Genomic DNA, 25218 nt, shown 5'->3' on the forward strand with positions numbered 1-25218 from the left:
CGGCCCGGACGCCGCCGGTCACATCGTGAACGCCGAGAAGCGCACCCGCGCCGTCTCGGCGTTCTCGTACTCCACCCGCACCTGCACCACGTGCGCCTCCGCGGTGCCCGGCAGGCCCTCCTCATGGGTCACGTCGAGGCAGAGCGCCCCGCAGGAGCCGCCCGTGCGGGGCTCCGGGGCGTCCGGGTACGTGGCGCGCAGCCAGTCCCGTACGTCCCCGCGGGGCATCCGCAGCACGGCCGCGTAGGCGGTGTCGATGCCGTGCTGCACCGTGCAGTCCCGCACCTCGGCACCCCCGGGACGCCCGGCGCCGCCGAAGGACAGGGCCTCGGCGCACGGGACCGCGGCCGCCGCGCCGGCGCGCTCGTCCTCGTTCCCGTCCTGCCAGGCCCACATGAACATGCCGATGACGAGGAACCCGAGGACCAGGACCGGCACCGCCAGGAACGGCAGGACCAGCGCCCACCGGGTACGACCCCGCTCCGCCGCGACCACGCCACCGCCCCCTTCGCCCGCCACCCGGGAAGACGGGGTACGGCACCCGGAGGTTGCGGTTGACCGGATCGTGTCAGCCGAGGGCTGACAGGGCCTGTCGGGGCTTGCCACCCCCCTCCCCGCATGGGGGAGGATGGCGGAATCCGTACGAAGGGAAAATCACGGTGACCATCGACCCGTCCTCGATTCCGAACTTCGGGGGCCAGCCCGAGCCGCAGCCGCAAGGACCGGCGGGCCCCGTCGTCCCGGATCAGGACCTCGTGAAGCAGCTCCTCGACCAGATGGAGCTCAAGTACGTCGTCGACGACGAGGGAGACCTCGCGGCGCCGTGGGAGCAGTTCCGCACGTACTTCATGTTCCGTGGAGAGGGAGACCAGCAGGTCTTCTCCGTGCGGACCTTCTACGACCGGCCTCACGGGATCGAGGCCAAGCCGCAGATCCTGGAGTCGATCGACGACTGGAACCGCCGCACCCTGTGGCCCAAGGTCTACAGCCACACCCACGACGACGGCACGGTCCGCCTGATCGGCGAGGCCCAGATGCTGATCGGCATGGGCGTCAGCCTGGAGCACTTCGTCTCCTCGACGGTCAGCTGGGTGCGCGCCGCGATCGAGTTCGACAAGTGGCTCGTCGAGCAGCTCGGCCTGGAGCAGGAGATCAACGAGGCGGAGAAGCCCGGGGACGACGAGGAGTAGGCCCCGCCGCGGCCTCTCACGGCGCGTCGGCGCGCACGGGCAAGGTGCGCGCCGTACGCGCCGTACGTCTTTTCCGGGCCTCCCCCGAGAACCTGCGGCGCGAAGAGTGCACATCGCGGGTTCACCGGACCCTCGTCCGCGAGGGTCCGGCGTGCCGCTGACCTCCTGAAAGAACCGGGGAAAGAACTACCCGCCCACCCACCCTCCCCGGCCGCGAAGCCCGCGTCACCCATGCGGGTGACCGGCTTGCAGGGGCGGGACACGGGCGGTTACGTTCGCCGCGACAACCGCAAACAGATACGGCCCCCGGCCGGGACTGGCATCCCGATCGAGGGCCTGACCGATCAGGAAGCTCCAACCTTCCCAATGGCTGACCCGCAGTCTAACGCGCGCCTGCGCGCCGACGCCGGAACTCCGACCTCCGGCGTGATCCACGTACGCACCCGGCTGACGGCCGACTTCACGGTGATCTCCAACGCCCTCGCCCAGCGACGCGGCAGCGCGGTCACGGTCGGCGTCGCGGCGTACATCGCCTCCCTCCCCGACGGCTCCCCCGTGAGCATCGCCGCCCTGTGCGAGCACTTCAGCGAGGGCGAGATCCTCATCTCGCGAGCGCTTCGGGAACTCGAAGCGGCCGGATACCTGGAGCGCCGCCGCGAGCGGACGCCCACGGGACAGGTCCGTACCCGGACGTACTTCTACGACGTGCCCGGTGGCGGCCCGTACGTCCCGCCCGAGCCGCCGGAACCGCCCCACCCTAGGCCCACCGTCCCGGAGGCCTCGGCCCTCGAGGGAGGCGGCGCCCGCTCGCGGGAGCCGGGCGATTCGGCCCCCGCACTCGCCGACGCGGACCCCGATGCCGTCGCCGTACTGACCGCACTGCGCCGGGTCGATCCTCGTCTCGTCCTGTCTGCACAGGAGGCCGCCCGACTCGCGCCGGCCGTCGCGGAGTGGCTGGCGGCCGGTGTCGGGCCACGGGAGATCACGGAGCTTCTGACCGTACGGCTCCCCGATCGTTTCCGGGCTCGGCCGGCCAGCGTCCTCGCCTTCCGGCTCCGGGAGACTCCTCTGCCCGTGCCACCCCCGGCACCTCGGCCCCAGCCGGGCGAGAGTCCGGCCGTACTGCCCTTCCAAACCTGCGACGGCTGCGAGCGAGCCTTCCGCGCCCCAGTGCCCGGACACTGCCGGAGCTGCCGTGGCCGCTTCGGCGAGGAACGCCTGCGTGCGGCCGGCTGAGCCAGCGGGCGGGTGGGCTGTTGGCCCCTGGGTGGCAGTCTTGATATGCGACGATGCGAAACGTGGTACTCGGCGAGATGTCAGGAGGAGGCGGAGCATGGTCGACAGGTTCAACGACGGGCTCCTGACTCCCACGGAAACAGCCTCCTACTTGGGGATCCCGCAGTCGACGCTCCATTCCTGGCTGAAGGTCAGGGCTGCCGGGGCGCCCTTGGTCCATCAGGTCGAGCCGCTGCGCAAGGGGCAGCCCTCGGTGCCGTTCGTCGCGGTCGCCGAGGCTCACGTGCTGCGTTCCCTACGCTCTCTGGGGCTCCGGATGAGTGAGATCAGGGAAGCGGCCGCGGCCGTACGGGACGCCTTCGCCACCCCCTACGGCCTCGTGTCGAAGCGGATTGCGACGGACGGCGTGGACATCTTCGTCGAACACGGACTCGGTGATCTCCGCAGGGCCCGGGACGGTCAGGCGCCCATCCACGAGGTGGTCTCCGATTACCTCCGCTACCTGAACTGGGAAGCCGACGACGACTTTCCCTCCAGCCTGCGGCTCAGGCAGTATCCGGACTCCGTACCCGTCGTGATCGACCCGAGGTTCGGGCACGGAATGCCCGTCGTGGCCGCCAATCGGGTCGCGGTCAAGGCCATCACCGACCTCTGGGAGGCCGGGGAGAGCGTCGAGGACATCGCGTACGACTTCGACATGTCGCCCGAGCAGATCGACGAGCTGTGCCGGGCAGTGGTGCGCCTTGCCGCCTGAGTTCTTCCTCGACCGCAATCTCGGACGTCGCGTCGCGGAGGGGTTGAGGGCGTGCGGCTGGACTGTTCACCGCATCGGGGATGTCTTCCCCGACGACGGACAGGACGTCGCCGACGAGGAGTGGATCGCGCACGGTCTCGATCAGTCATGGGTGCCGCTCTCGAAGGACGGCCGGATCAAGAGCCGGGACCTGGAGATCCGACCGGTCCTTGAGCGTGAAGCGGTGCTCTTCTACCTCGACAACCAGCAGCTGCGCAGTGTCGAGATGGTGGAACGGCTCGACGCGCACCGTGAGGCGATCCATCGAGCAGTGGGAAAGGGTGGTCCCGCCGCCTACGCGGTACGACGCGACCGCATCGAACGCACCTGGCCGTGACGGGGAACGGTCCGGGCTGGAAGCCGAGCGGGAAGCAATCGGCAGTCGGAGAACAAGCCACCCGGCGTGTCTAAAGCGCCCCCAGCCGCTTCGCGGCCTCCTGCAGCACCCCCGTCCGCTTGCAGAACGCGAAGCGGACGAACGGGGCGCCCTCCTCGCGGTGGTCGTAGAAGACCGCGTTGGGGATCGCGACGACTCCGGCGCGCTCCGGCAGGGCGCGGCAGAAGGCGAAGCCGTCGCTCTCGCCGAGGGGGCGGATGTCGGTGGTGACGAAGTAGGTGCCCGAGGGGCGGAAGACCCGGAAGCCGGCCGCCTCCAGACCCGTGGCCAGCAGGTTCCGCTTGTCCAGCAGGTCGTCGCGGAAGTCCGTGAAGTACGACTCGGGCAGCGACAGCGCCTCCGCGACGGCGTACTGGAACGGGCCCGCCGAGACGTACGTCAGGTACTGCTTCGCCGAGCGGACCGCCGTGACCAGCTCGGGCGCCGCCGTCAGCCAGCCGACCTTCCAGCCCGTGAACGAGAACGTCTTGCCGGCGGAGGAGATCGTCACCGTGCGCTCGCGCATCCCCGGGAACGTCGCCAGCGGCACGTGCTCGGCGTCGTCGAAGACCAGGTGCTCGTACACCTCGTCCGTCACCACCAGCAGGTCCCGCTCCACCGCCAGCTCGGCGATCGCGGCCAGCTCCGCGCGGGTGAGGACCGTGCCGGTCGGGTTGTGCGGCGTGTTGACCAGCAGCAGGCGGGTCCGGTCGGTGACGGCGTCGCGCAGCTCGTCGAGATCCAGCCGGAAGCGGCCCTCCGCCGGGTCCGCGCGCAGCGTCACCGGCACCCGGCGCCCGCCCGCCATCGCGACGCACGCCGCGTACGAGTCGTAGTACGGCTCCAGGGCGACCACCTCGTCGCCGGGCTCCACCAGCGCCAGCAGGGCGGCGGCGATGGCCTCCGTGGCGCCGGCCGTGACCAGGACCTCCGTGTCCGGGTCGAAGGACAGGCCGTAGCGGCGCCGCTGGTGGGCGGCGATCGCCGTGCGCAGCTCGGGGACGCCGGGGCCCGGCGGGTACTGGTTGCCGCGCCCGTCGCGCAGCGCCCGCACGGCCGCCTCCCTGACCTCCTCGGGGCCGTCGGTGTCGGGGAAGCCCTGCCCGAGGTTGATGGCCCCGGTGCTCAGGGCCAGGGCCGACATCTCGGCGAAGATCGTCGTCCCGAACTCGGCGAGCCGGCGGTTGAGGAGGGGGCGCGCACTGGAGGTCATGCCGGTCATCCTGCGCCGAAGCTCTGGAGTTCCTCAACTCTGCTTTGGCGCGCGTGGCGGGAGGGCATCTCCCCGGCACGCAAGTGCGAGGCGCCCACGGGGGGCCGCTTCGGGGGAAACGGAAGGAGGGTGGCGCCATGTTCGTCGGCATCATCCTGGCGGTGATCGGGGTCCTCTTCGTGGGGGCGCTGGTGTCTCTCGCCCGCAGGGGCGGTTCCCGCCGTCCCACGCGGACGGCCGGCCGTGGGGCGGCGGCGTCCACCGGATCGCGTCACGACAGCAGCAGCGGCAGCTGGTGGGCCGGGGGAGACTCCGGTTCGTCCGGCGGCGACAGCCACCACGGGGGAAGCTCCTGCGGCGGCGGCTCGTCCTGCGGAGGCGGGTCGTCCTGCGGTGGCGGTGGCGGTGGCTGCGGCGGCGGGGGCAGCTGACCGAGGTCGGCCGCTCACCCGACGGGGAAGCCGCAACCACCGAGCGCGGGGTCCGCACCTGGGGCGGGCCCCGCGCTTCCGTGCCCGGGGTGCACGAGCGGAGGATCCGTCGTACGTGTGTCGGGTGACTTCACGTGCGTGCGGGCACGTTCTCCTGCCTGTAGGACAAAAGGGGGCGGGGCGTGGCACCTCAGCGTGTGACGCGGGCAATCCCGTGTGGCATCAGGTGACTTCAGGATCCGGCCGCTTCCTCCGGTGACGGGCCGGTCCGGCATCGGGTGTGCATCGGGGCGCACCGGCGCACGCCTCCCCGGCACCGGCGCACGCCGTAGTTGAACAGTTGAGCTGTGGAGCCCTCTGAGGGATGGAAACCCCACGGACTTGGGTAAAAACGCTGTGGTGACGCCACCGTTCATGATTCCCTCTCCCTCACCGACGCAGCCTCTCGGACGTCTTGCGGACACCTTCCTGAAACCGGCCGACCGGGCCGGCCCGGGCCGGCTCACCCGGGTGCGACCGGGGCGCAGCGGACCCACCTCCCTCTCCTTGTGTGCTTGCGGAGCCGATCCATGCTCACGACCCTGAACACCTCCTACACCGATACACGCGCGGCCGATCTCGCCTGGGCCCTGGGGCGTGAGCCGCTTCCCGCACTGGCCACACTCGACCTCGAACTGACCGGCAGGAAACTCCAGTTGCGCCTCCTTGGCGCGTCCCACCAGGTCCTGCTGGAGGAGGAGCGGGGCACCTGCTCGGAGACGGTGGCGTGCATCCCCGGCAGCAGCACACCGCTCCCGCTCGGCGTGGCCAAGCGGGTGGACGACTGGGAGTACGAGTTCGCGGCCCGGGTCGAGGTCCTCTCGCCGGGCTCCTTCGCGGGCCGCGCGCAGGAGTTGCTGGCCCTCGTCTCCGACCATCCGCACGGTCTCGCCGGTGTCTTCCCCGGCAGCCCGCACGCCTTCACGGCCCTGCTCGCCCAGCACCACGAGGGGCAGGTGCACTGGCGGACCTGGCACGCGTACCCGCAGGACGGGCAGTTGGTGGCGACCCGGACCAAGGTGGGCGTGCGGGTCCCGGCGTCGGCCGCCGTCCGCTGAACCGGCCCGCGGCGACCGTATCCGGTGCCGAACCCGATCTCGTACCGGCATCGGTCCGCCGTAAACCAGCACCACACGTGTGGGTGACGGACCGCGGTCGAGACGTGACGTAACGTCGCAGCGTGATCGAGCCGCACGCGCCCGCCCCGCCCGGTTCCCCGCCGCACTGGAGCGCCCGGGGCGGCCCCGGTGGCCCGGCACCGCTGCCCGTCCGGCCCGGCACCGGACGGTTCCTGGTCCTCGCGGGCGTGTTCGTCTGTGCGGCCTGCGGACTCGTGTACGAGCTGGAACTCGTCGCGCTCGCCGCGTACTTGATGGGCGACTCGGTTACCCAGACCTCCGTCGTGCTGTCCGTCATGGTCTTCGCGATGGGTCTCGGCTCCCTCGCCGCGAAGCGGCTGCGCCCCCGCGCCGCGGCCGGCTTCGGTGCCGTCGAGGCCGCCCTCGCGCTGGTGGGCGGGTGCAGCGCGATGGCCCTGTACGCGGTCTTCGCCTGGACCGGCGACTGGGGCGGAGTGTGGGCGAGCGGGCCGCGCTGCCTCCTGGTCGCCTTCTCCCTGGCCACCGGACTGCTCATCGGGGCCGAGGTGCCGCTGCTGATGGAGCTGATCCAGCGCATCCGCCGGCAGGACGCCGGCGGGGCCGTGGCCGACCTGTTCGCCGCCGACTACGTGGGCGCGCTGGTCGGCGGACTCGCCTTCCCCTTCCTGCTGCTGCCGTTCTTCGGGCAGTTGACGGGCGCGCTGCTCACCGGCGCGGTCAACGCGGTCGTCGGCTGCGCCCTGGTGCTCGGGCTGTTCCGCCGGGACCTGACCCGGCGGGCCCGCCGGCTGCTGCTGCTCGGCAACGCGCTCGTGCTGGCCGTCCTCGCCTCTGCGGCCGTCCTCGTCGACGACTTCGAACGGGCCGCGCGGCACGCCGTGTACGGCGCGGACGTGCGTGTGGCGCTGCAGAGCGGGGTACAGGAGGTCGTCCTCAAGGGGGGCACGGGGGGCCGGCCCCTGGACCTGTTCCTGGACGGGCGGCTGCGGGTCAGCGAGCGGGACGAGCGGCGCTATCACGAGGCCCTCGTCCACCCGGCCATGACCGGCCCGCACACGCGCGTGCTGATCCTCGGCGGCGGGGACGGACTGGCGGCCCGCGAGGTGCTGCGCCACCCCGGCGTGAACCGGGTCGACGTCGTCGAAGTCGACGCCGAGGTCGTCCGGTTGGCCCGCACCGACCCGGGCCTGTCCACGCTCAACCAGCACGCGTTCGGCGACCCCCGCGTCCACGTGACGACCGGCGACGTCTTCGCCTGGCTGCGGGGCGCGCCCCCGGCGGCGTACGACGTGGTCGTCTCCGATCTGCCCGACCCGGGCATCACGGCGAGCACGAAGCTGTACTCGCAGGAGTTCTACGGACTCGCGCGGCGCGTGCTGGCCCCGGGCGGCCGGGTCGTGGTGCACGCCGGGCCGGTGCGGTCCAGCCCGCGCGTGTACTGGACGGTGGAATCCACCCTGCGCGCGGCCGGCTTCGGGACCGCCCCCTACCGGGCCGGCGGCCGGCACGCCGGGTTCGCGGTCGGGCCCGACCGCACGCCCGCAGACCGCTCCCGGGCGCCCCGGGACTGGGGTTTCGTCCTGGCCGCCCGCACACCGCCGCTGCCGCGGCTCGACCCGGACGGGCCCAGGCCCCGCGTCCTGACGGACGCGTCCCTCGCCGCGGGCGAACGGGCGGCGCGCGGCACGCGGATCGCGGGGCTGCCCGCTTCGACGCTGCTGCATCCGCGCTACTGAGACGGCACCGGCGGCCCGCAGAGTACGCCCGGCGGGGCGGATCGGGCGTGGATCCGGGGCGAATTCAACAGGCTCGGGTGCGATGCGGCCCCGGCTGGGTAGAGTCCGTCGACATGGAGCACGAGGTGTTCGTTCCGGTTCCGGCCGAGCGGCTCAGGGAGGTGCTGGACGACCCCGCGCGGGTCGCCCGGGCGGTGCCCGGGCTCCAGCAGGACGCCGGCGCGGAGCCCGTCGCCGGGCGGCTGAAGATCCGGGTCGGCGGTCACTCCGTCACCTACCGGGGAGCCGTACGGGTGGCCCGGCGGGACGGCGGCGCGTACGGCGTCGAGGGGTCGGCGCAGGAGTCGCGCGGCAGCGGCTCGGTCACGCTCGCGCTGCGCATCGCGCTGCGGGAGGCGGAGGACGGCTGCACCCTGGTGTTCGGCGGGACGGCCACGGCGGACGGCCGGATCAAGGACCTGCCCGCCGACGCGGTGGAGGGCGCCGTCACCCGGCTGCTGAACCGTTTCGCGGAACAGCTCGCGCAGACGGCCCCCGGGACGGGCACGCCCGCCGCCCCCCAGGACTCCGGACCCCGGCCCACGACGGACCCCGAGGCCCGTACCGGTGAGCAGAGCGAGGCTCCCGCCCCGGACCCCGAAGCCCCTACCGGCGCGCGGGGCGAGGCTCCCGCCCCGGAGCCCGGCGAGGAGACCTCCGGGCCGGTGAACGGCGGCGAGACCCCGGCCCCTGGCCCCGGCCCGGCCGACGGCACCTCCGGCCCGGCCGACGGCAGTTCCGGGCCCGGCCCGGAAGAGCAGCCCGGCCCCGCTCCCGGCCCGGCACAGCAGCCCGGCCCCGGCCCGGCGCAGGAACCCGGTCCCGGCCCGGCGCAAGAACCGGGGCCGGCGCGGGAACCCGGCCCCGGCCCGGCGCAGGAGCCCGGGCCCCGCTCCGGTGGCGGCGTGCCGCCCTCCCCGCTCGGCCCCCTGGACGAGGACGGCGAGGACGACGACGTCGCCGAGGCGGCGCACGCGCGGCGGACCATGATCGGGCGCAGCGCCGAGGAGGTCGACCACGCTCCGCCCCGCGGCCGGTACGCCCCCGTGCCCGCGCCCCAGACCGTCACACCCCCGGCCCCGCTGCGCTGGGCGGCCCCCGCCGCCGCCCTCGCCGTGGCCTCGGCGATCGTCGCGGTCCGGGCCCTGCGCCGGCGCCGCTGAGCCGCCCCGCCGCGGCCCGTGCGGAAGCCGCGCGCCGAGGCCCTCTTGATCACCCCAGTAGGGTCGTCCCGTGAGTGACGAAGACATCACGCTGACCGCGGGTGACGCGGAGGTGACCGTGCAGCCGGGCAACGGCGGCCGGGTCGGAGGGCTGCGGATCGGCGGCGTGGAGCTGCTGCGGCAGGGCGAGCGGTTCGGCTGCTTCCCGATGGTGCCCTGGTGCGGGCGGATCCGGGACGGCCGGTTCCTGGACGGCGCCGTCGTGCGGCAGATGCCGCTGAACGCCCCGCCCCACGCCATCCACGGCACCGTCCGCGACCACGCCTGGCGCACCGCCCGCACGAGCACGGACGAGGCCGTCCTCACCTACGAGCTGGTCGACCCCTGGCCGTACCCCGGCCGCGTCACCCAGATCGTCAGCCTCGCCGAGGACAGCCTGACGCTGACCCTGTCCGTGGAGACGTACGAGTCGTCCTTCCCGGCGCAGGCCGGCTGGCACCCCTGGTTCAACCGCAACCTCGGCGGCGAGGACGTGACCCTCGCCTTCGACCCCGCCTGGCAGGAGGAGCGGGGCGAGGACCACCTGCCCACCGGCAACCGCCTCGACCCGAAGCCCGGCCCCTGGGACGACTGCTTCGGCATGCCCGGCGGCGTCGACGTGACCCTCACCTGGCCCGGGCAGCTGGAGCTGAAGGTGACCAGCCGCGAGGAGTGGGTGGTCGTCTACGACGAGCAGCGCGAGGCCGTGTGCGTGGAGCCGCAGACCGGCCCGCCCAACGGCCTGAACACCCTGCCGCGCCTGGTCACGCCCCTGGAGCCGCTGGAGGCCGCCACCACCTGGAGCTGGCGCCGCCTCTAAGCTGGGCGGCATGACGGACACGCGCGGCGCGCTGCTGCAGCAGATCAAGGACAAGGCCGTGGTGCACGGCAAGGTGACCCTGTCGTCGGGTCTTGAGGCCGACTACTACGTCGACCTCAGGCGCGTCACCCTCGACGGGCAGGCCGCCCCGCTGGTCGGGCAGGTGCTGCTGGACCTGACCGCGGACCTGGAGTTCGACGCCGTCGGCGGGCTCACCATGGGCGCCGACCCGGTCGCCGCCGCGATGCTGCACGCGGCCGCCGCCCGTGGCCGCCGCCTGGACGCGTTCGTCGTGCGCAAGGCCGCCAAGGCGCACGGGCTGCAGCGCCGCGTCGAGGGCCCGGACATCGCCGGCCGCCGTGTGCTGGTCGTCGAGGACACCTCCACCACCGGCGGTTCCCCGCTCACCGCCGTCGAGGCCGTGCGCGAGGCCGGGGCCGAGGTCGTCGCCGTGGCGACCATCGTCGACCGGGCGACCGGCGCCGCCGAGAAGATCCAGGAGGGCGCCGGGGTGCCGTACCTGTTCGCCTTCTCCAAGGACGAGCTGGGCCTCGACTGACCGGGGGCCGACCAGGGCGTGGACGTGGCCTGGACCTTCCGGCCAAGTCTGGAAAGATGGGGCCGACGATGACGTCGCACCCCAAGGTCTAGGTCAGGGCCGTTAGACACAGCAGTACGTCAACCCGCAGATACAAGGAGCGGACGCATGCCCATCGCAACTCCCGAGGTCTACAACGAGATGCTGGACCGGGCGAAGGCAGGGAAGTTCGCCTACCCGGCCATCAACGTGACCTCCACCCAGACCCTGCACGCGGCCCTGCGCGGTTTCGCTGAGGCGGAGAGCGACGGCATCGTCCAGATCTCCACGGGTGGCGCCGAGTTCCTGGGCGGTCAGTACAGCAAGGACATGGTGACCGGCGCGGTCGCCCTGGCCGAGTTCGCGCACATCGTCGCCGAGAAGTACCCGGTGAACATCGCGCTGCACACCGACCACTGCCCGAAGGACAAGCTCGACGGGTACGTACGCCCGCTGCTGGCCCTGTCCAAGAAGCGCGTCGACGCCGGGCTCTCCCCGCTGTTCCAGTCCCACATGTGGGACGGCTCCGCCGAGACCCTCGCCGACAACCTCTCGATCGCGCAGGAGCTGCTGGAGCAGGCCCGCGCCGCGAAGATCATCCTCGAGGTGGAGATCACCCCGACCGGTGGCGAGGAGGACGGCGTCTCCCACGAGATCAACGACTCCCTCTACACCACGGTCGACGACGCGATCCGCACCGCCGAGGCCCTCGGCCTGGGCGAGAAGGGCCGCTACCTGCTCGCCGCGTCCTTCGGCAACGTGCACGGCGTGTACAAGCCGGGCAACGTCGTCCTCCGTCCCGAGCTGCTGAAGGAGCTGAACGAGGGCGTCGCCGCCAAGTTCGGCAAGGGCTCCCCGTTCGACTTCGTCTTCCACGGCGGCTCCGGCTCCACGGAGGAGGAGATCCGCACCGCGCTGGAGAACGGCGTCGTGAAGATGAACATCGACACGGACACCCAGTACGCCTTCACCCGCCCGGTCGCGGACCACATGTTCCGCAACTACGACGGCGTCCTGAAGGTCGACGGCGAGGTCGGCAACAAGAAGACCTACGACCCGCGCACCTGGGGCAAGCTCGCCGAGGCCTCCATGGCCGCGCGCGTCGTCGAGGCCTGCGGCCACCTGCGCTCGACTGGCACGAAGATCAAGTAAGACCCGTTCGCCCGCGTGGAGCCCGGCACCTGCCCAGGTGCCGGGCTCTTCCGTATGCTCCCCGCATGCCCGACGTCCGGCTGGCCTCACCGCAGGGCAGATGGATCCTGCTCACCACCGTCCTCGGCTCCTCCATGGCGCTGCTGGACTCGACCGTCGTCAACGTCGCCCTGCCGCGCATCGGCCGTGACCTCGACGCGGACCTGGCCGCCCTGCAGTGGACGGTCAACGCGTACATGGTCACGCTGGCCGGGCTGATCCTGCTGGGCGGTGCGCTCGGGGACCGGTTCGGGCGGCGGAGGGTCTTCGTCGCCGGGGTGGTGTGGTTCGCGGTGGCGTCCCTGCTGTGCGGGATCGCGCCGGACGCGGAGGTGCTCATCGCCGCGCGCGCCCTGCAAGGGGTGGGCGGTGCGCTGCTGACGCCCGGGTCGCTGGCGCTGATCCAGGCGTCTTTCCATCCCGACGACCGGGGGCGGGCCGTGGGCCTGTGGTCCGGCTTCGGCGGGATCGGGGCGGCGGTCGGGCCGTTCGTCGGGGGCTGGCTGGTGGACGGGCCGGGATGGCGGTGGGTGTTCCTGCTGAACGTGCCGCTGGCGGCGCTGTGCGTGCCGGTCGCGCTGCGGCACGTGCCCGAGTCCGGCGACGGGCGGGCGCACGGGCGGTTCGACGTGCTCGGGGCGGTGCTGGGCGCGGTGTCGCTCGCGCTGGTCACGTACGCGCTGATCGAGGCCGGTGAAGGCGGTGCCGTGGCGGCGGTCCCGGCTCTGGCCGGGGTGGCCGCGGCCGTCGCCTTCGTGGTCGTGGAGCGGCGGCGGGCCGAGCCGATGATGCCGCCGGACATCTTCGCCTCCCGGCAGTTCACGGCCGTCAACCTCGTCACGCTGTGCGTCTACGCGGCCCTCGGCGGGTTCTTCTTCCTCGCCGCGCTGCAGTTGCAGGTGGTCGTGGGCTACTCGGCCCTCGCGGCCGGTACGGCCCTGCTGCCCACCACCGCGCTGATGCTGCTGCTGTCGGCGCGCTCCGGGGAACTGGCCGACCGGACCGGGCCGCGGCTGCCGCTGACGGTGGGGCCGCTGCTGTGCGCGGCCGGGATGCTGCTGATGCTGCGGGTCGGGCCGGGGGCGTCCTACCCGGCCGACGTGCTGCCGGCGCTGCTGGTGCTGGGGCTGGGCATGGTGACGCTGGTGGCGCCCCTGACGGCGACCGTCCTGGGGTCGGTGGACGTGGCCCGGGCCGGGCTGGCCAGCGGCATCAACAACGCGGCGGCCCGGGCGGCGGGCCTGGTGGCGGTGGCGGCGCTGCCGCTGCTGGCGGGGATGGGCGAGGAGGCGTACCGGGAGCCGGCCGCCTTCGACGCGGCCTTCGGGAAGGCGATGGGGTGGTGCGCGGGGGCGCTGGTGGTGGGGGCCGTCATCGCGGCGCTGACGGTGCGCCGGCCCCCGCCGGGGTGCAAGCGGCCGGAGTGCCTGCGGCACGGCGGTGTCACGGCGCCGCCGCTGGAGGGTGAGCCGGTGCGGAAGCGGTTGGCTTAGGGCTCAGGAGCGCGCCTGGCGCACGGCCCCCGGAGCGGCGGCGGGCGGTCCTGCCGCGTGGCGGCGCGGGTCGGCGCGGCGACACGGCCGAGCACCTCGACGGGAGCCGTCCACCCACCCCGGCACGCAGCCGCAGCCGGCCCCATGGCGCAGACTTGGGGCATGTCCATTCACGAGAACCTCCTCGGGGGCCCGCCCCCGACCCATCTGCCCGATGACCCCGGGCCGCGCGAGATGCTCGCGTCGGGCGCTTCGCCCGTCGACGTCGCCGCCGCGCACCCCACCTCCTCGCTCGCCTGGGCACAGCTCGCCGACGAGGCGTTCGAGCGCGGCGCGGCCGTGGAGTCGTACGCCTACGCCCGTACGGGCTACCACCGCGGCCTGGACGCGCTGCGCCGCAACGGCTGGAAGGGCCACGGGCCCGTGCCGTGGGAGCACGAGCCGAACCGCGGCTTCCTGCGCGCCCTGCACGCCCTCGCCCGTGCCGCGCAGGCGATCGGCGAGCAGGAGGAGTACGAGCGCTGCTCCCAGTTCCTGAAGGACTCCTCGCCCACGGCGGCGCAGGTCCTGGGCTGACGACGGCCGCCGCGACACGTGAGGCCCGTCTCTCAGGAGGCGGGCCTTGCGGTTCCGGGGCACGATTGCCGAGTATGCCCGTGGGGACCGGGGCCCCCGTGCCGGCATCGGCAGGGGCGGACCGCTACCCGGAGTTATCTGCAGGAGACAGCGATGTCCCACGAGGCTCACGAGCCCGAGACCCCGCATCTCGACTTCCACGGCACGACGCCGTACGAGGACTACGTCAAGGCGGACGTGCTCACGCACCTCCAGCACACCCTCTCCGACGACCCCGGAGAGATGGTCTTCCTGGTGACGACCCAGGTGATGGAGCTGTGGTTCACCGTCATCGTCCACGAGTGGGAGACGGCGGCCCGCGCGCTGCGGGGCGACGACGTCCCCACCGCCATCGCCGCGCTGAAGAGGTCCGTTCGGGAGCTGGAGGCGCTCAACGCCTCCTGGAAGCCGCTCGGGCAGCTCACGCCGGCCCAGTTCAACTCGTACCGCGGCGCCCTCGGCGAGGGCTCCGGCTTCCAGTCGGCGATGTACCGGCGGATGGAGTTCCTGCTCGGCGACAAGTCCGCGTCGATGCTCGTCCCGCACCGCGGCGCCCCGCGTGTGCACGCCGAGCTGGAGAAGGCGCTGCACGAGCCGAGCCTGTACGACGAGGTCGTGCGGCTGCTCGCCCGGCGCGGCCACGACATCCCGGAGTCGGTGCTGCGCCGCGACGTCACGCGGCGCTACGAGCCCGCGCCGGAGGTGGAGGCCGCCTGGACGGCCGTCTACTCGGGCGACGAGCAGCACGAGATCGCCCGCCTCGGCGAGGCGCTCAGCGACGTCGCCGAGTTGGTGTGGCGCTGGCGCAACGACCATCTCGTCGCCACCCGCCGCGCGATGGGAGCCAAGACCGGCACGGGCGGCTCCGCGGGGGTGGCCTGGCTGGAGAAGCGCGCCCGGAAGAACGTGTTCCCCGAGCTGTGGACGGCGCGGTCGTATGTCTGAGCTGAGCGTGCGCGCGGAGAAGCTGGACGCCGAGGACGAACTGGCCGCCAAGCGCGCGGAGTTCGTCACGGACGACGTGGTGTACCTCGACGGCAACTCCCTGGGCGCGCTGCCCGCCGCCGTGCCCGGCCGGGTCGAGGACGTCGTGCGCCGGCAGTGGGGCGAGTTGCGCATCCGCTCCTGGGAGGAGAGCGGCTGGTGGACGGCGCCCGAGCGGATCGGCGACCGGATCGCCCCGCTGGTCGGGGCGGCGTCCGGGCAGATCGTGGTCGGGGACTCCACCAGCGTCAACGTCTTCAAGGCACTGGTGGGCGCCGTGCGCATGGCCGGGGAGGGCCGCGACGAGATCCTCGTCGACGCCACGACGTTCCCGACCGACGGGTACATCGCCGAGTCAGCCGCCCGGATGACGGGCCGCACCCTGCGGCCCGTGGCCCCGGCGGACGTCCCGGCGGCGCTGGGCCGCCGCACCGCCGCCGTCCTGCTCAACCACGCCGACTACCGCACCGGCCGGCTGCACGACCTGCCGGGACTGACGGACGCGGTGCACGAGGCGGGGGCGTACGCCGTCTGGGATCTGTGCCACAGCGCGGGCGCGCTGCCGGTGGAACTGGACGCGCACGGGGTGGACCTCGCGGTCGGCTGCACCTACAAGTACCTGAACGGCGGGCCGGGTTCACCGGCGTACCTGTACGTGCGGCGGGAACTCCAGGACCGCTTCGACTCGCCGCTGCCCGGCTGGAACTCCCACGCCCAGCCGTTCGGGATGCGCACCGGCTACGAACCGGCCCCCGGTGCCCTGCGCGGCCGGGTCGGCACGCCGGACATCCTCTCCATGCTCGCGCTGGAGGCCGCCCTCGACGTGTGGGACGGGGTGTCGATCGGCGCGGTGCGGGCCAAGTCCCTGGCGCTGACGGACTTCTTCCTGGAGTGCGTGGCGGCGTACGTGCCCGAGGGCCGGGTGGAGTGCCTGACGCCGGTGGCGCACGCGGAGCGGGGCAGCCAGATCGCGCTGCGCTGCCACGACGCCGGCGACGTGATGAAGCGCCTGATCGAGCAGGGTGTGGTCGGCGACTTCCGGGCACCGGACGTGCTGCGCTTCGGGTTCACGCCGCTGTACGTGGGCTTCGCCGACGTGGAGCGGGCGGCGCGGGTCCTGGCCGGGACGCTGGGCTGAACCGGCGGCGGGGCCGGGACGACAGCTGTCGTTCCCGGCCCCCGCCCGCCCGGGAACGGCGGGGGCCCGCGGCCCTAACCCAGCGTGACATCCCCGTGTCGCCGCATGTCACGGGCCTGGTACCGTCCCGGCCAACGGCTGAACTGTCCACTGGTCCGCCGCGTACGTTTCACCGCTGAGAGGTTGGAGCATGACGGACGACGTCGCAGCAGCACGGGCCGCTGCCGAGGAGGAGTCGGCCTTCTCCCACGCGCCCGTCGACCCCGACGCCACCGCTGCCTACGGCGACCATCCCGACCAGGTCATCGACTTCTACGCGCCCCGCGGACCGGGCGGCCCGGGCGGGCCCGCCCCGGTCGTGGCCGTGCTGCACGGCGGCTCCTGGCGGGCGCCGTACGACCGGCGCCACATCAGCCCGTTCGCCGGTTTCCTGGCCCGGCGCGGGTTCGCCGTGGCCAGCGTCGAGTACCGGCGCGGTGACGACGACGTGTCGTCCGTCGCGGGCCGCTGGCCCGACACGTTCGACGACGTCGCCGCCGCACTGGACGCCCTCCCGGCCCTGGTGGCGGAGTTGCTGCCGCAGGCCGATCCGCGCCGGACCGTCCTCACCGGTCACTCGGCGGGCGGGCACCTCGCGCTGTGGGGTGCGGCCCGGCACGTGCTGCCGGCCGGTTCGCCCTGGCGCAGCGGGAGTTCGGCGGCCCTGCGCGGCGTGGTGGCCCTGGCCCCGATCGCGGACCTCGCGATCGCCGACAAGCTCGACGTGTGCGGCGGTGCGGTGCGCCAACTGCTGGGCGGCGAGGAGCACTTCGCCGAGCGGCAGGCGCAGACGGACCCGGCGCTGCTGCTGCCGACCGGCATCGCCACCACACTCGTCCAGGGCCGTGCCGACCGCGACGTGCCGCAGCTGGTCGCCGAGTCGTACGCGGACGCGGCGGCGAAGGCCGGTGAGATGGTCGGGCTGACGCTCCTGGAGGACGTCGGGCACTTCCCGCTCATCGACCCGGCGGCGGACGCGTGCGCGGTGGTGGCGGAGGAGATCGCCCAACTGGCCTGGTAGACGGGCCGTTTCATGCCTGTTCGGGGTCTGTGCAAGGCCTGTCCGAGGTTTGTCCGGGGCCTGTGGTGGTCCGGCCCCGGTCATACCCCTAGTACCTGAGAGCTACGTCGCGGATGAGCTCCGCGGTGGGACGCGGACGACGGGTCCGGCTCCGTAACTTCCCTTCCACGCAAGCCCGATGGCCGGGCGTGGTGGAGGGGGGCGACCGTGGTGACCGCAGCGAAGGACCGCCGTGACGACGGGGCACGGCGGTCCCGCGCCGGGCGATGGCGCAGGGCGGCACTCGCCGCCCTCGTCACGGGCGCGGTCGTGCTCCCGCTGTCCGCGGCGGTGCGACCGGAGATCCCCGCGCCCCCGCCCGCGGCCCTAGCCCCGCTCGACGCGTCCACACTCGGCGAGGCGTACGCCGCCAACCGGGCCAACGCCGCCGAGGCGGCCCGCGTGGCCGCCGCCCACCACGACCGGGACCGGGCCGCAGCGGACCGCCGGCTGGCCGCACCGGACCGGCAGTTGCTCGCCTTCGACGGCCGCGGCTCCGGCCGCGTGACGGAGGTCCTGGGCGACCTCGCCCGGGCCGACCGGGTCGCCGTCCTGGTCCCGGGCTCCGACACCGGCATCGACACCTACGGCCGGTTCCGCGCGGCGGCCACCGCCCTGCACGCCCGGCTCACGCGGCAGGCCCCGGCGGGCACACGCACCGCGGTCGTGGCCTGGCTGGGCTACGAGACACCGGGCACGGTCAGCACGACGGTCACCACGACCGGCCGGGCCGACCGGGCCGCCCCGCACCTGCGGGCGCTCGTCACGGACCTGCGGGCCGTCACCGGCCGCACGACGAGCATCGCGCTGCTGTGCCACTCCTACGGCTCGGTCGTCTGCGCGCGGGCCGCCGCCGGGCTCCCCGTGGACGACATCGCGCTCGTGGGCAGCCCCGGCACCGGCGCCGGCTCCGCCGCCGCCCTGCGCACCCGGGCCCGCGTATGGGCGGCCCGGGGCGGCGACGACTGGGTGGAGCACGTCCCGCACGTCAGCGCGGACCTGTTCGGCACCACCGTCGGCTTCGGCACCGACCCCGTCTCCCCGGCCTTCGGCGCCCGGGTCTTCTCGGCCGGAGACGGCGGCCACAGCGACTACTTCGGACCCGGCTCGACCTCCCTGACCAACCTGGCCCGGATCGTCCTGGGCGAGACCAAGGCGGTGACCCATGACTGACCTCGGCGTACGAGGACTCCCCGGCGTACGAGGGCCAGGTGGCGGACGAGGACTCCCCGGCGGACGAGGGCCCCGTGGCGGACGAGGACTCCGCGGTGCCCAAGGACTCCGTGGCATCCGAGGACCCCTCGGCGGGCTGCGGCGTGGTGCGCTGCGGGTCGGCGCGGCCACCCCGCCCGGCCGGGACCGGGCGGTGGACGCCCTGCGGGCCGTCGCCGTCCTCGGTGTCGTCCTCGGGCACTGGCTGGTCACGGCCCTGGTCGCCGACAGCGGCACCCTGCGCGCGGCCAGCCCCCTGCGGCACCTGCCCTGGCTCGCGCCCGTCTCCTGGCTCTTCCAGACACTCGCCGTCTTCTTCCTGGTCGGAGGCCATGTCGCCACCCGTGGCCACGCCTCGGCGCGCGCCCGGGGCGTCCCGTACCGCGCCTGGCTGACGGGCCGTCTGAAGCGGCTGGGCACACCGGTCCTTGCGGTCCTGGGCCTGTGGACGGTCGCCGCTCCGGCGCTGCTGCTGTCGGGCGCGGAGTTCGGGACGGTGCGCACGCTGGTGAAGCTGGCCCTGTCCCCGCTGTGGTTCCTCGTGGTGTTCGCGGTCCTGACGGCGGCGACCCCGCTGCTGGCCCGGCTCAACCCGCTCTGGCCACTGGCGGTCGTCCTCCATGTGGACCTGCTGCGCTTCGGCCTCGGCGGCCCCGTCTGGCTGGGCTGGGCGAACGTGGCCGCCGGCTGGCTCGTGCCGTACACCCTGGGCGCCGCCTGGACCCGGGGCGAGCTGGAGCGCCCGCGCGCGGGCTGGATCCTGCTCGGGGGAGGGGCGGCTGCCACCGCGGCGCTCGTCGCCTGGGCGGGCTACCCGGCCTCGATGGTGGGCGTCCCGGGCGAGGGCGTGTCCAACCTCGACCCGCCGACGCTGGCCGTCGTCACGTTCGGCCTGGCCCAGTGCGGGCTCGCCCTGCTGCTGCGCGAGCGGCTGCGCCGGGCGATGCGCCGTCCCTTGGCCTGGGCGGCGGTCGCGTTCGTCAACCTCTCGGCGATGACCGTCTTCCTCTGGCACCAGACGGCCCTGATGGCCACGACGGCCACCGGCCTCCTCGCGGGCCGGCTCCCCGGGCTGCACACGCCGCCCGACGGCCTGGGCTGGGTCGCGGCCCGGCTCCTGTGGCTGCCCGTGTTCACCGTGGCCCTTGCCGTCGGCTGGGCCGCCTTCCGCACCTTCGAGCGGGGCGGCGGGGATGGGCAGCGCCGGTCCCGGGTGGTGCGGGAGCACCGTCCGTCCGACCGGGGGACAGCGGCGGGGGCACGTCATGTCTAGGCTGGGCCGGGTGAGGGACACGGGGGCGGGCCGCGCGCCGCGGGCGCGCGTCAGGGGCTGGCTGCGCGTGCTGCGCGAGGACCTGTGGACCCTCCGCGCGGATCCGCTGCCGCCCTCCCCCTGGCTGCGCTGGCTGCCGCACGGGATCGTGTGCCTGGCGGCGTTCGGGGTGACGGTCGGCGGCACGGGCGACATGGCCGACAACGGCCGTCTCGCCGCCGGTTCGGCCCTCCTGATCGCGGGCGCCCAGGGCGGCGCCATGGTCCTGGGGCTGTGGCGGCCGGTGCCGGCGTGGTGGCTGTCCCTGGGCGCCTTCCTGGTGGGGGCCGTGGCGGTGCGGGGCCGGTTCGAGCTGGGTTATCCGGAGACCTACACCTGGCCCTGGACCGCGGCCGGCATGATCGCCGAGATGTTCGTGCTGCTGCTGCTCGCCCTGCGGGTGCCCACCCGGGCGGCGACGGCGGCCCTCGCCCTGACCGCGCTGCTCACCTACGTCCTGGAGGGTCTGGGAGGCTCGGCGCCTCACGACGCCACCGGCGTGCTGGCCCTCTCCCTGTTCACCGTCGTGGTGATAGTCGGCACCGCCCTGCGCGGCCGCCGCGAGGCCCGGGCCCAGCTCGTCGAGCAGACCACGCTCACCGCCGAGGAGCGCACCCGCCGCACGCTGCTGGAGGAGCGCAGCCGCATCGCCCGGGAGCTGCACGACGTGGTGGCCCACCACATGTCGGTCATCTCCATCCAGGCGCAGGTCGCCCCGCACCTCGTGCAGGACCCGCCCGACGAGCTCAAGGAGAACCTGGCCGGCATCCGGCAGAACGCGCTGGAGGCGCTGACCGAGCTGCGCCGCGTGCTGGGCGTGCTGCGCTCGGAGCACCCCGGGCCGGGGGAGTCCGCCGCCCCGGGCGACACGACCGGCGCGCACACCCCGCAGCCCACGCTCGACCGGCTCGACGCGCTGGTGGAGAACACCCGGGCCGCCGGCCGCGAGGTCCTCACCGAGATCAACGGCGAGCGGCGTCCGCTGCCGCCCGGAGTGGAGCTGTCGGCCTACCGGATCGTGCAGGAGGCGCTGAGCAACGCCCTGCGGCACGCGCCCGGCGCGCGCATCACCGTCCGGCTCACCTACGAGGCGGACGGCCTGGAGGTGGAGATCGTCAACGGCCGCCCCACCGCGCCCCCGCCCCCGTCGACCGGGGCGGGGCACGGGCTGCTCGGCATGCGCGAGCGCGTGGCGATGCTCGGCGGCACCATGACGGCCCACCCGTGGCACTGGGACGGCTTCAAGGTCACCGCCTTCCTGCCGGACACCCCGCCCGCCGACACCCCGGGCACCGACCGCGGCGCGGACCGCATCACGGGCCGCGTCACCGACCGCGAGGGAAGGACCCCATGACGAGCGGCACCGGCGACCCCATCCGGGTCCTCATCGTCGACGACCAGGGCATGGTCCGGCAGGGCTTCACCGTGCTGCTCGGCACCCAGCCTGACATAGAGGTCGTCGGCGAGGCGAAGGACGGCGAGGAGGCCGTCGCCAAGGCCGCCGCGACCGCCCCGGACGTCGTCCTCATGGACATCCGCATGCCCGGCGTCGGCGGCATCGAGGCCACCGAGCGCATCACCGCCGCCCACCCGCACATCCGGGTGCTCGTGCTGACCACCTTCGACCTCGACGAGTACGTGTACGACGCGCTGCGCGCCGGGGCCTCCGGGTTCCTGCTCAAGGACGCCTCGTCGGAGCAGCTCGCCGAGGCGGTCCGGGTGGTGGCGGCCGGGGAGGCGCTGCTCGCCCCGGTGATCACCCGCAAGCTGATCGCGGAGTTCTCCCGGCTGGACGGCCGGCCCCGCGCCCCGGTGAAGGAGCGCGTCGGCGACCTCACCGAGCGGGAGACGGAGGTGCTCGCCCTGATCGCGCAGGGCCTGTCCAACGCGGAGATCGCCCGGCACCTGTTCGTCGCCGAGCAGACGGTGAAGACGCACGTGGGCCGGATCCTGGTGAAGCTGGGCCTCAGGGACCGCACGCAGGCGGCGGTGTTCGCGTACGAGTCGGGACTGGTGCGGCCGTCGGGGTACTGAGCGGGACGGACCGGTGCTTCCGTCCCGGGGACCCCGTAGTACCTGAGAGGGACGCCGAGGAACCCCTCTCACTGGGGACGACCGCGACCCCGGCCGGCACCTACCGTTCTGTACGTGACCGAGACGACTCACCTGCAGACCACGCCGCCGGGGGGCGGGGCCAAGCCGCGCAGCCCGGAGTTCCGGCTGGCCGCGGACGCCCTGCGCGGGCTGCGGCAGGACCTGATACATGACGCGTTCGCCTACCGCCTGCTGCCGCGCATGCGCGTCGACGGCCCCCTGACCAGGCGGCTGCCGGGGCGGCTGCGCGCGTACGCGGCCTGGACGCCGCACGCGCTGATCTGCGCGATCGCCCTGCTCACCCTGGCCATCGCCACGGTCGACCAGGGCGTGGCCCTCATGCTCGGGCTGCTCGCCGTGATCCCGGTCCTGCTGACCATGGTCCGCCCGGTCGGGGCGTTCTGGCTGTCCCTGGCGGCCACCCCGCTCGCGATCCCGTTCGGCGATCCGTGGGGCGACTGGCCCTGGCTGCCGGGCAGCTTCGCCTGCCATCTGACGGTGCTGACGATCGTGGCCATCCGCACCAGGCCGCGCACGGCCGCCTGGATGTGGGCGCTGACCGCGCTGTACGGCGTCCTCACCGAGACGCTCTTCAGCTCGGGCGGCCGCTACGGCACGAACACGGGACCCATGCTGGTCGTCTCCGCGTTGGTCCTGCTCGCCGTCACCGTCTGGCACGTCCGGCGCGACGCCGAGCAGGAGGTCACCGCCCAGCAGACGGTCACCGCGCACGAGCGGTCCCGGCGCACGCTGCTGGAGGAGCGCACCACCATCGCCCGCGAGCTGCACGACGTGGTCGCCCACCACATGTCGGTGGTCGCCATCCAGGCGGAGGCCGCGCCCTACCGGGTGGAGAACCCGCCGCCGGAGCTGGAGAAGGCCTTCGCCACGATCCGCGAGAACGCGGTGGCGGCGCTGACCGAGCTGCGCCGCGTCCTGGGCGTCGTCCGCGCCGAGGACTACGAGGCCCCGGACGCCCCGCAGCCCACCCTCGCCGACCTGGAGGCGCTGCTGGCCAACGTGCGGGAGGCCGGGCTGAGCGTGGAGAAGGCCGTGACCGGGGCGGTGCGGGAGCTGCCGCAGGGCGTGGAGCTGTCGGCGTACCGGATCGTGCAGGAGGCGCTGAGCAACAGCCTGCGGCACGCCCCGGGCGCGACCGCCCGGGTGGAGATCGGATACGTGCTCGGCGGCCTGGGCCTGCGCGTCGTCAACGGCCCGCCGCCGAACCCGGGCCTGATCAAGCCCTCGCCCGGCGCCGGGCACGGCATCACCGGCATGCGGGAGCGCGTGGCGATGCTCAACGGCGAGATGACGGCGGGCGGTACTCAGGACGGAGGCTACGAGGTGACGGTGTTCCTGCCGGTCGCCCTGCCGGACGAGGGTGAGGCATGACCATCCGCGTGCTGATCGCGGACGACCAGATGATGGTGCGCGAGGGCTTCTCGGTGCTGCTCAACGCGATGCCGGACATCGAGGTCGTCGGCGAGGCGGTCAACGGCAGGGAGGCCGTCGCCAAGGTCCGCGAACTCGGCCCGGACGTCGTGCTGATGGACATCCGCATGCCCGAGCTGAACGGCATCGAGGCGACCCGCGAGATCGTCGCCGCCGACGGCGCGGCGAAGGTGCTGGTGCTCACGACGTTCGACCTCGACGAGTACGTGTACCAGGCGCTGCGCGCGGGTGCCTCCGGCTTCCTCCTCAAGGACGCCTCGGCCCGGCAGCTCGCCGACGGGGTGCGGGTCGTGGCCTCGGGGGAGGCGCTGCTGGCCCCTTCAGTGACCCGGCGCCTGATCACCGAGTTCTCCAAGCTCTCCGAGAAACCGCGCCTGCTGCCGTCCGCGCAGGCGGCCTACGGCGACCTCACCGAGCGGGAGACGGAGGTGCTCGTGCTGATCGCGCAGGGCCTGTCGAACGCGGAGATCGCGGAGCGGCTGGTGGTGGCCGAGTCGACGATCAAGACGCACGTCAGCCGCATCCTGGTGAAGCTCGGCCTCAGGGACCGCACCCAGGCGGCGGTGTTCGCCTACGAGGCACGGCTCGTGACGCCGGGGTGACGCGGGGTGCCGCCCCTGGTCAGAGCGGGGTGATCCGGGCTAGCGTCCGGTCATGGCAGCTGTCTCCGACCTCGGCTTCGACCCGTGGGACCCGGCCTTCCTCGCCGACCCGTACCCCGCCTACGCCGAGTTGCGTGCCCGGGGCCGCGTGCACTGGTTCGAGCCGACCGGCCAGTGGCTCGTCCCGCACCACGCGGACGTCTCGGCGCTGCTGCGCGACCGGCGCCTGGGCCGGACGTACCAGCACCGCTTCACGCACGAGGAGTTCGGCCGCACCCCGCCCCCGCCGGAGCACGAGCCGTTCCACACGCTCAACGACCACGGGATGCTCGACCTGGAGCCGCCGGACCACACCCGGATCCGCCGCCTGGTGTCGAAGGCGTTCACCCCGCGCACGGTGGAGCGGCTGAAGCCGTACGTGCGGGACCTGGCCGACGAGCTCGTCGCCGCCCTGGTCGAGCGGGGCGGCGGGGACCTGCTCAAGGACGTCGCCGAGCCCCTGCCGGTCGCGGTGATCGCGGAGATGCTCGGCATCCCCGAGTCCGACCGGGCCCCGCTGCGCCCCTGGTCGGCGGACATCTGCGGGATGTACGAGCTGAACCCGTCACCGGAGACGGCGGTGCGGGCGGTGCGGGCGTCGGTGGAGTTCTCCGGCTACCTGCGCGAGCTGATCGCGGCCCGCCGCAAGGAGCCGGGCGAGGACCTCGTCTCGGGCCTGATCGCGGCCCACGACGAGGGCGACCGCCTCACCGAGCAGGAGATGATCTCCACCTGCGTCCTGCTGCTCAACGCCGGCCACGAGGCGACGGTGAACGCCACGGTCAACGGCTGGTACGCGCTCTTCCGCAACCCGGCCCAGCTGGAGTCGCTGCGCGCCGACCACGCGCTCGTCCCCTCCGCGGTCGAGGAGCTGATGCGCTACGACACCCCGCTGCAGCTCTTCGAGCGCTGGGTGCTGGACGACATCGAGATCGCCGGCACGACGATTCCGCGCGGCGCGGAGATCGCCCTGCTGTTCGGCTCCGCCAACCACGACCCGGAGGTCTTCGCCGACCCGGGCCGTCTCGACCTGGCCCGCGCCGACAACCCGCACATCTCCTTCAGCGCCGGCATCCACTACTGCATCGGCGCGCCCCTGGCCCGGATCGAGCTGACGGCGTCGCTGGGGGCGCTGCTGGCCAAGGCGCCGACGCTGCGGCTCGCCGCCGAGCCGCAGCGCAAGCCCAACTTCGTGATCAGAGGGCTGGAGGGGCTGAGCGTGGAGGTCGGCTGAG

25 protein-coding genes are annotated in these 25218 nt (G+C 73.7%); 23 read left to right on the forward strand and 2 right to left on the reverse strand.

The window, feature by feature from the left end; translation table 11 throughout:
- Positions 1 to 18: 18 nt before the first annotated feature.
- Positions 19 to 495, reverse strand: coding sequence for a hypothetical protein (locus ACF07N_RS16735; protein ID WP_392113205.1), 477 nt, complete (start codon positions 493 to 495; stop codon positions 19 to 21).
- Between the two features lie 164 nt (positions 496 to 659).
- On the opposite strand from ACF07N_RS16735, the gene ACF07N_RS16740 reads away from it, so the two are divergent.
- The 4 genes from ACF07N_RS16740 (at position 660) to ACF07N_RS16755 (ending at position 3556) form a co-directional block, all read left to right on the forward strand.
- Positions 660 to 1190 (forward strand): YbjN domain-containing protein, encoded by a 531-nt coding sequence (locus ACF07N_RS16740; protein ID WP_383335597.1) that lies wholly within the window; start codon positions 660 to 662, stop codon positions 1188 to 1190.
- 366 nt (positions 1191 to 1556) lie between these two features.
- Positions 1557 to 2426 (forward strand): hypothetical protein, encoded by an 870-nt coding sequence (locus ACF07N_RS16745; RefSeq protein ID WP_392113208.1) that lies wholly within the window; start codon positions 1557 to 1559, stop codon positions 2424 to 2426.
- 97 nt (positions 2427 to 2523) lie between these two features.
- On the forward strand, positions 2524 to 3180 hold the full coding sequence (locus ACF07N_RS16750) for a DUF433 domain-containing protein (protein WP_392113211.1): 657 nt from the start codon (positions 2524 to 2526) through the stop codon (positions 3178 to 3180).
- Positions 3170 to 3556 (forward strand): toxin-antitoxin system, toxin component, PIN family protein, encoded by a 387-nt coding sequence (locus ACF07N_RS16755; protein ID WP_383341438.1) that lies wholly within the window; start codon positions 3170 to 3172, stop codon positions 3554 to 3556. The genes ACF07N_RS16750 and ACF07N_RS16755 overlap by 11 nt, the downstream gene beginning before the upstream one ends.
- A 70-nt stretch (positions 3557 to 3626) precedes the next feature.
- Here the strand turns inward: ACF07N_RS16755 and ACF07N_RS16760 are convergent, their stop codons facing one another.
- Positions 3627 to 4817, reverse strand: coding sequence for a pyridoxal phosphate-dependent aminotransferase (locus tag ACF07N_RS16760; protein WP_392113214.1), 1191 nt, complete (start codon positions 4815 to 4817; stop codon positions 3627 to 3629).
- Between the two features lie 128 nt (positions 4818 to 4945).
- Here ACF07N_RS16760 and ACF07N_RS16765 point away from each other — a divergent pair, with 128 nt between their 5' ends.
- The 19 genes from ACF07N_RS16765 (at position 4946) to ACF07N_RS16855 (ending at position 25217) form a co-directional block, all read left to right on the forward strand.
- On the forward strand, positions 4946 to 5239 hold the full coding sequence (locus tag ACF07N_RS16765; protein WP_383341381.1) for a hypothetical protein: 294 nt from the start codon (positions 4946 to 4948) through the stop codon (positions 5237 to 5239).
- A gap of 569 nt (positions 5240 to 5808) precedes the next feature.
- Positions 5809 to 6336, forward strand: coding sequence for a DUF2617 family protein (locus ACF07N_RS16770; RefSeq protein WP_392113217.1), 528 nt, complete (start codon positions 5809 to 5811; stop codon positions 6334 to 6336).
- Positions 6337 to 6458: 122 nt separating this feature from the next.
- Entirely contained in the window at positions 6459 to 8114 is a 1656-nt protein-coding gene (locus ACF07N_RS16775) for a polyamine aminopropyltransferase (protein WP_392113220.1), read from the forward strand.
- A 113-nt stretch (positions 8115 to 8227) separates the two neighbouring features.
- Positions 8228 to 9316: an SRPBCC family protein gene (locus tag ACF07N_RS16780; RefSeq protein WP_392113223.1), complete on the forward strand. Its 1089-nt coding sequence runs from the start codon at positions 8228 to 8230 to the stop codon at positions 9314 to 9316.
- Positions 9317 to 9386: 70 nt separating this feature from the next.
- Positions 9387 to 10175 (forward strand): aldose 1-epimerase, encoded by a 789-nt coding sequence (locus tag ACF07N_RS16785; RefSeq protein ID WP_383335592.1) that lies wholly within the window; start codon positions 9387 to 9389, stop codon positions 10173 to 10175.
- Positions 10176 to 10185: 10 nt separating this feature from the next.
- Entirely contained in the window at positions 10186 to 10734 is a 549-nt protein-coding gene (pyrE, locus tag ACF07N_RS16790; protein ID WP_383341372.1) for an orotate phosphoribosyltransferase, read from the forward strand.
- A gap of 147 nt (positions 10735 to 10881) precedes the next feature.
- Positions 10882 to 11904 (forward strand): class II fructose-bisphosphate aldolase, encoded by a 1023-nt coding sequence (gene fbaA, locus ACF07N_RS16795; protein WP_309096337.1) that lies wholly within the window; start codon positions 10882 to 10884, stop codon positions 11902 to 11904.
- Positions 11905 to 11969: 65 nt separating this feature from the next.
- Complete coding sequence (locus tag ACF07N_RS16800; protein ID WP_392113227.1) at positions 11970 to 13436, forward strand: MFS transporter; 1467 nt, start codon at positions 11970 to 11972, stop codon at positions 13434 to 13436.
- Between the two features lie 162 nt (positions 13437 to 13598).
- Entirely contained in the window at positions 13599 to 14012 is a 414-nt protein-coding gene (locus tag ACF07N_RS16805; protein ID WP_114254436.1) for a DUF3151 domain-containing protein, read from the forward strand.
- A 153-nt stretch (positions 14013 to 14165) separates the two neighbouring features.
- Complete coding sequence (locus ACF07N_RS16810; RefSeq protein ID WP_383335589.1) at positions 14166 to 14996, forward strand: tryptophan 2,3-dioxygenase family protein; 831 nt, start codon at positions 14166 to 14168, stop codon at positions 14994 to 14996.
- Positions 14989 to 16173 (forward strand): kynureninase, encoded by a 1185-nt coding sequence (kynU, locus tag ACF07N_RS16815; protein ID WP_392113231.1) that lies wholly within the window; start codon positions 14989 to 14991, stop codon positions 16171 to 16173. The genes ACF07N_RS16810 and kynU overlap by 8 nt, the downstream gene beginning before the upstream one ends.
- Positions 16174 to 16363: 190 nt before the next feature.
- Positions 16364 to 17233 carry an alpha/beta hydrolase gene (locus tag ACF07N_RS16820; RefSeq protein WP_392113234.1) on the forward strand — a complete coding sequence of 290 codons (870 nt, stop codon included), beginning with the start codon at positions 16364 to 16366 and terminating at the stop codon, positions 17231 to 17233.
- A 207-nt stretch (positions 17234 to 17440) separates the two neighbouring features.
- The gene (locus ACF07N_RS16825; RefSeq protein WP_392113237.1) at positions 17441 to 18445 is read left to right on the forward strand and encodes an alpha/beta hydrolase; all 1005 of its coding nucleotides are present in this window, start codon (positions 17441 to 17443) and stop codon (positions 18443 to 18445) included.
- A gap of 136 nt (positions 18446 to 18581) precedes the next feature.
- Positions 18582 to 19757, forward strand: a complete 1176-nt coding sequence (locus tag ACF07N_RS16830; RefSeq protein ID WP_392113651.1) for an acyltransferase — start codon at positions 18582 to 18584, stop codon at positions 19755 to 19757.
- Positions 19750 to 21150, forward strand: a complete 1401-nt coding sequence (locus ACF07N_RS16835; protein WP_392113240.1) for a sensor histidine kinase — start codon at positions 19750 to 19752, stop codon at positions 21148 to 21150. Before ACF07N_RS16830 ends, ACF07N_RS16835 begins: the two co-directional genes overlap by 8 nt.
- Positions 21147 to 21830 (forward strand): response regulator, encoded by a 684-nt coding sequence (locus ACF07N_RS16840; RefSeq protein WP_383335583.1) that lies wholly within the window; start codon positions 21147 to 21149, stop codon positions 21828 to 21830. Before ACF07N_RS16835 ends, ACF07N_RS16840 begins: the two co-directional genes overlap by 4 nt.
- Before the next feature lie 114 nt (positions 21831 to 21944).
- A complete protein-coding gene (locus tag ACF07N_RS16845) occupies positions 21945 to 23282 on the forward strand; it encodes a sensor histidine kinase (RefSeq protein WP_392113243.1) in 1338 nt (445 codons plus the stop codon).
- On the forward strand, positions 23279 to 23944 hold the full coding sequence (locus ACF07N_RS16850) for a response regulator (RefSeq protein WP_383335581.1): 666 nt from the start codon (positions 23279 to 23281) through the stop codon (positions 23942 to 23944). The genes ACF07N_RS16845 and ACF07N_RS16850 overlap by 4 nt, the downstream gene beginning before the upstream one ends.
- A gap of 52 nt (positions 23945 to 23996) precedes the next feature.
- Complete coding sequence (locus tag ACF07N_RS16855; RefSeq protein ID WP_392113246.1) at positions 23997 to 25217, forward strand: cytochrome P450; 1221 nt, start codon at positions 23997 to 23999, stop codon at positions 25215 to 25217.
- Position 25218 lies beyond the last annotated feature (1 nt).

The sequence above is a fragment of the Streptomyces sp. NPDC015242 genome, assembly GCF_043079125.1.
Lineage (GTDB): Bacteria > Actinomycetota > Actinomycetes > Streptomycetales > Streptomycetaceae > Streptomyces.

Bases quoted from the DNA above. Each gene is read 5' to 3' on its own strand.
- pyrE (WP_383341372.1), top strand. From the start codon at position 10,186: ATGACGGACACGCGCGGCGCGCTGCTGCAGCAGATCAAGGACAAGGCC.
- ACF07N_RS16750 (WP_392113211.1), top strand. From the start codon at position 2,524: ATGGTCGACAGGTTCAACGACGGGCTCCTGACTCCCACGGAAACAGCC.
- ACF07N_RS16835 (WP_392113240.1), top strand. From the start codon at position 19,750: ATGTCTAGGCTGGGCCGGGTGAGGGACACGGGGGCGGGCCGCGCGCCG.
- ACF07N_RS16770 (WP_392113217.1), top strand. From the start codon at position 5,809: ATGCTCACGACCCTGAACACCTCCTACACCGATACACGCGCGGCCGAT.
- ACF07N_RS16800 (WP_392113227.1), top strand. From the start codon at position 11,970: ATGCCCGACGTCCGGCTGGCCTCACCGCAGGGCAGATGGATCCTGCTC.
- ACF07N_RS16820 (WP_392113234.1), top strand. From the start codon at position 16,364: ATGACGGACGACGTCGCAGCAGCACGGGCCGCTGCCGAGGAGGAGTCG.
- ACF07N_RS16850 (WP_383335581.1), top strand. From the start codon at position 23,279: ATGACCATCCGCGTGCTGATCGCGGACGACCAGATGATGGTGCGCGAG.
- ACF07N_RS16840 (WP_383335583.1), top strand. From the start codon at position 21,147: ATGACGAGCGGCACCGGCGACCCCATCCGGGTCCTCATCGTCGACGAC.
- kynU (WP_392113231.1), top strand. From the start codon at position 14,989: ATGTCTGAGCTGAGCGTGCGCGCGGAGAAGCTGGACGCCGAGGACGAA.
- ACF07N_RS16745 (WP_392113208.1), top strand. From the start codon at position 1,557: ATGGCTGACCCGCAGTCTAACGCGCGCCTGCGCGCCGACGCCGGAACT.
- ACF07N_RS16810 (WP_383335589.1), top strand. From the start codon at position 14,166: ATGTCCCACGAGGCTCACGAGCCCGAGACCCCGCATCTCGACTTCCAC.
- ACF07N_RS16780 (WP_392113223.1), top strand. From the start codon at position 8,228: ATGGAGCACGAGGTGTTCGTTCCGGTTCCGGCCGAGCGGCTCAGGGAG.
- ACF07N_RS16765 (WP_383341381.1), top strand. From the start codon at position 4,946: ATGTTCGTCGGCATCATCCTGGCGGTGATCGGGGTCCTCTTCGTGGGG.
- ACF07N_RS16805 (WP_114254436.1), top strand. From the start codon at position 13,599: ATGTCCATTCACGAGAACCTCCTCGGGGGCCCGCCCCCGACCCATCTG.
- ACF07N_RS16760 (WP_392113214.1), bottom strand. From the start codon at position 4,817: ATGACCGGCATGACCTCCAGTGCGCGCCCCCTCCTCAACCGCCGGCTC.
- fbaA (WP_309096337.1), top strand. From the start codon at position 10,882: ATGCCCATCGCAACTCCCGAGGTCTACAACGAGATGCTGGACCGGGCG.
- ACF07N_RS16855 (WP_392113246.1), top strand. From the start codon at position 23,997: ATGGCAGCTGTCTCCGACCTCGGCTTCGACCCGTGGGACCCGGCCTTC.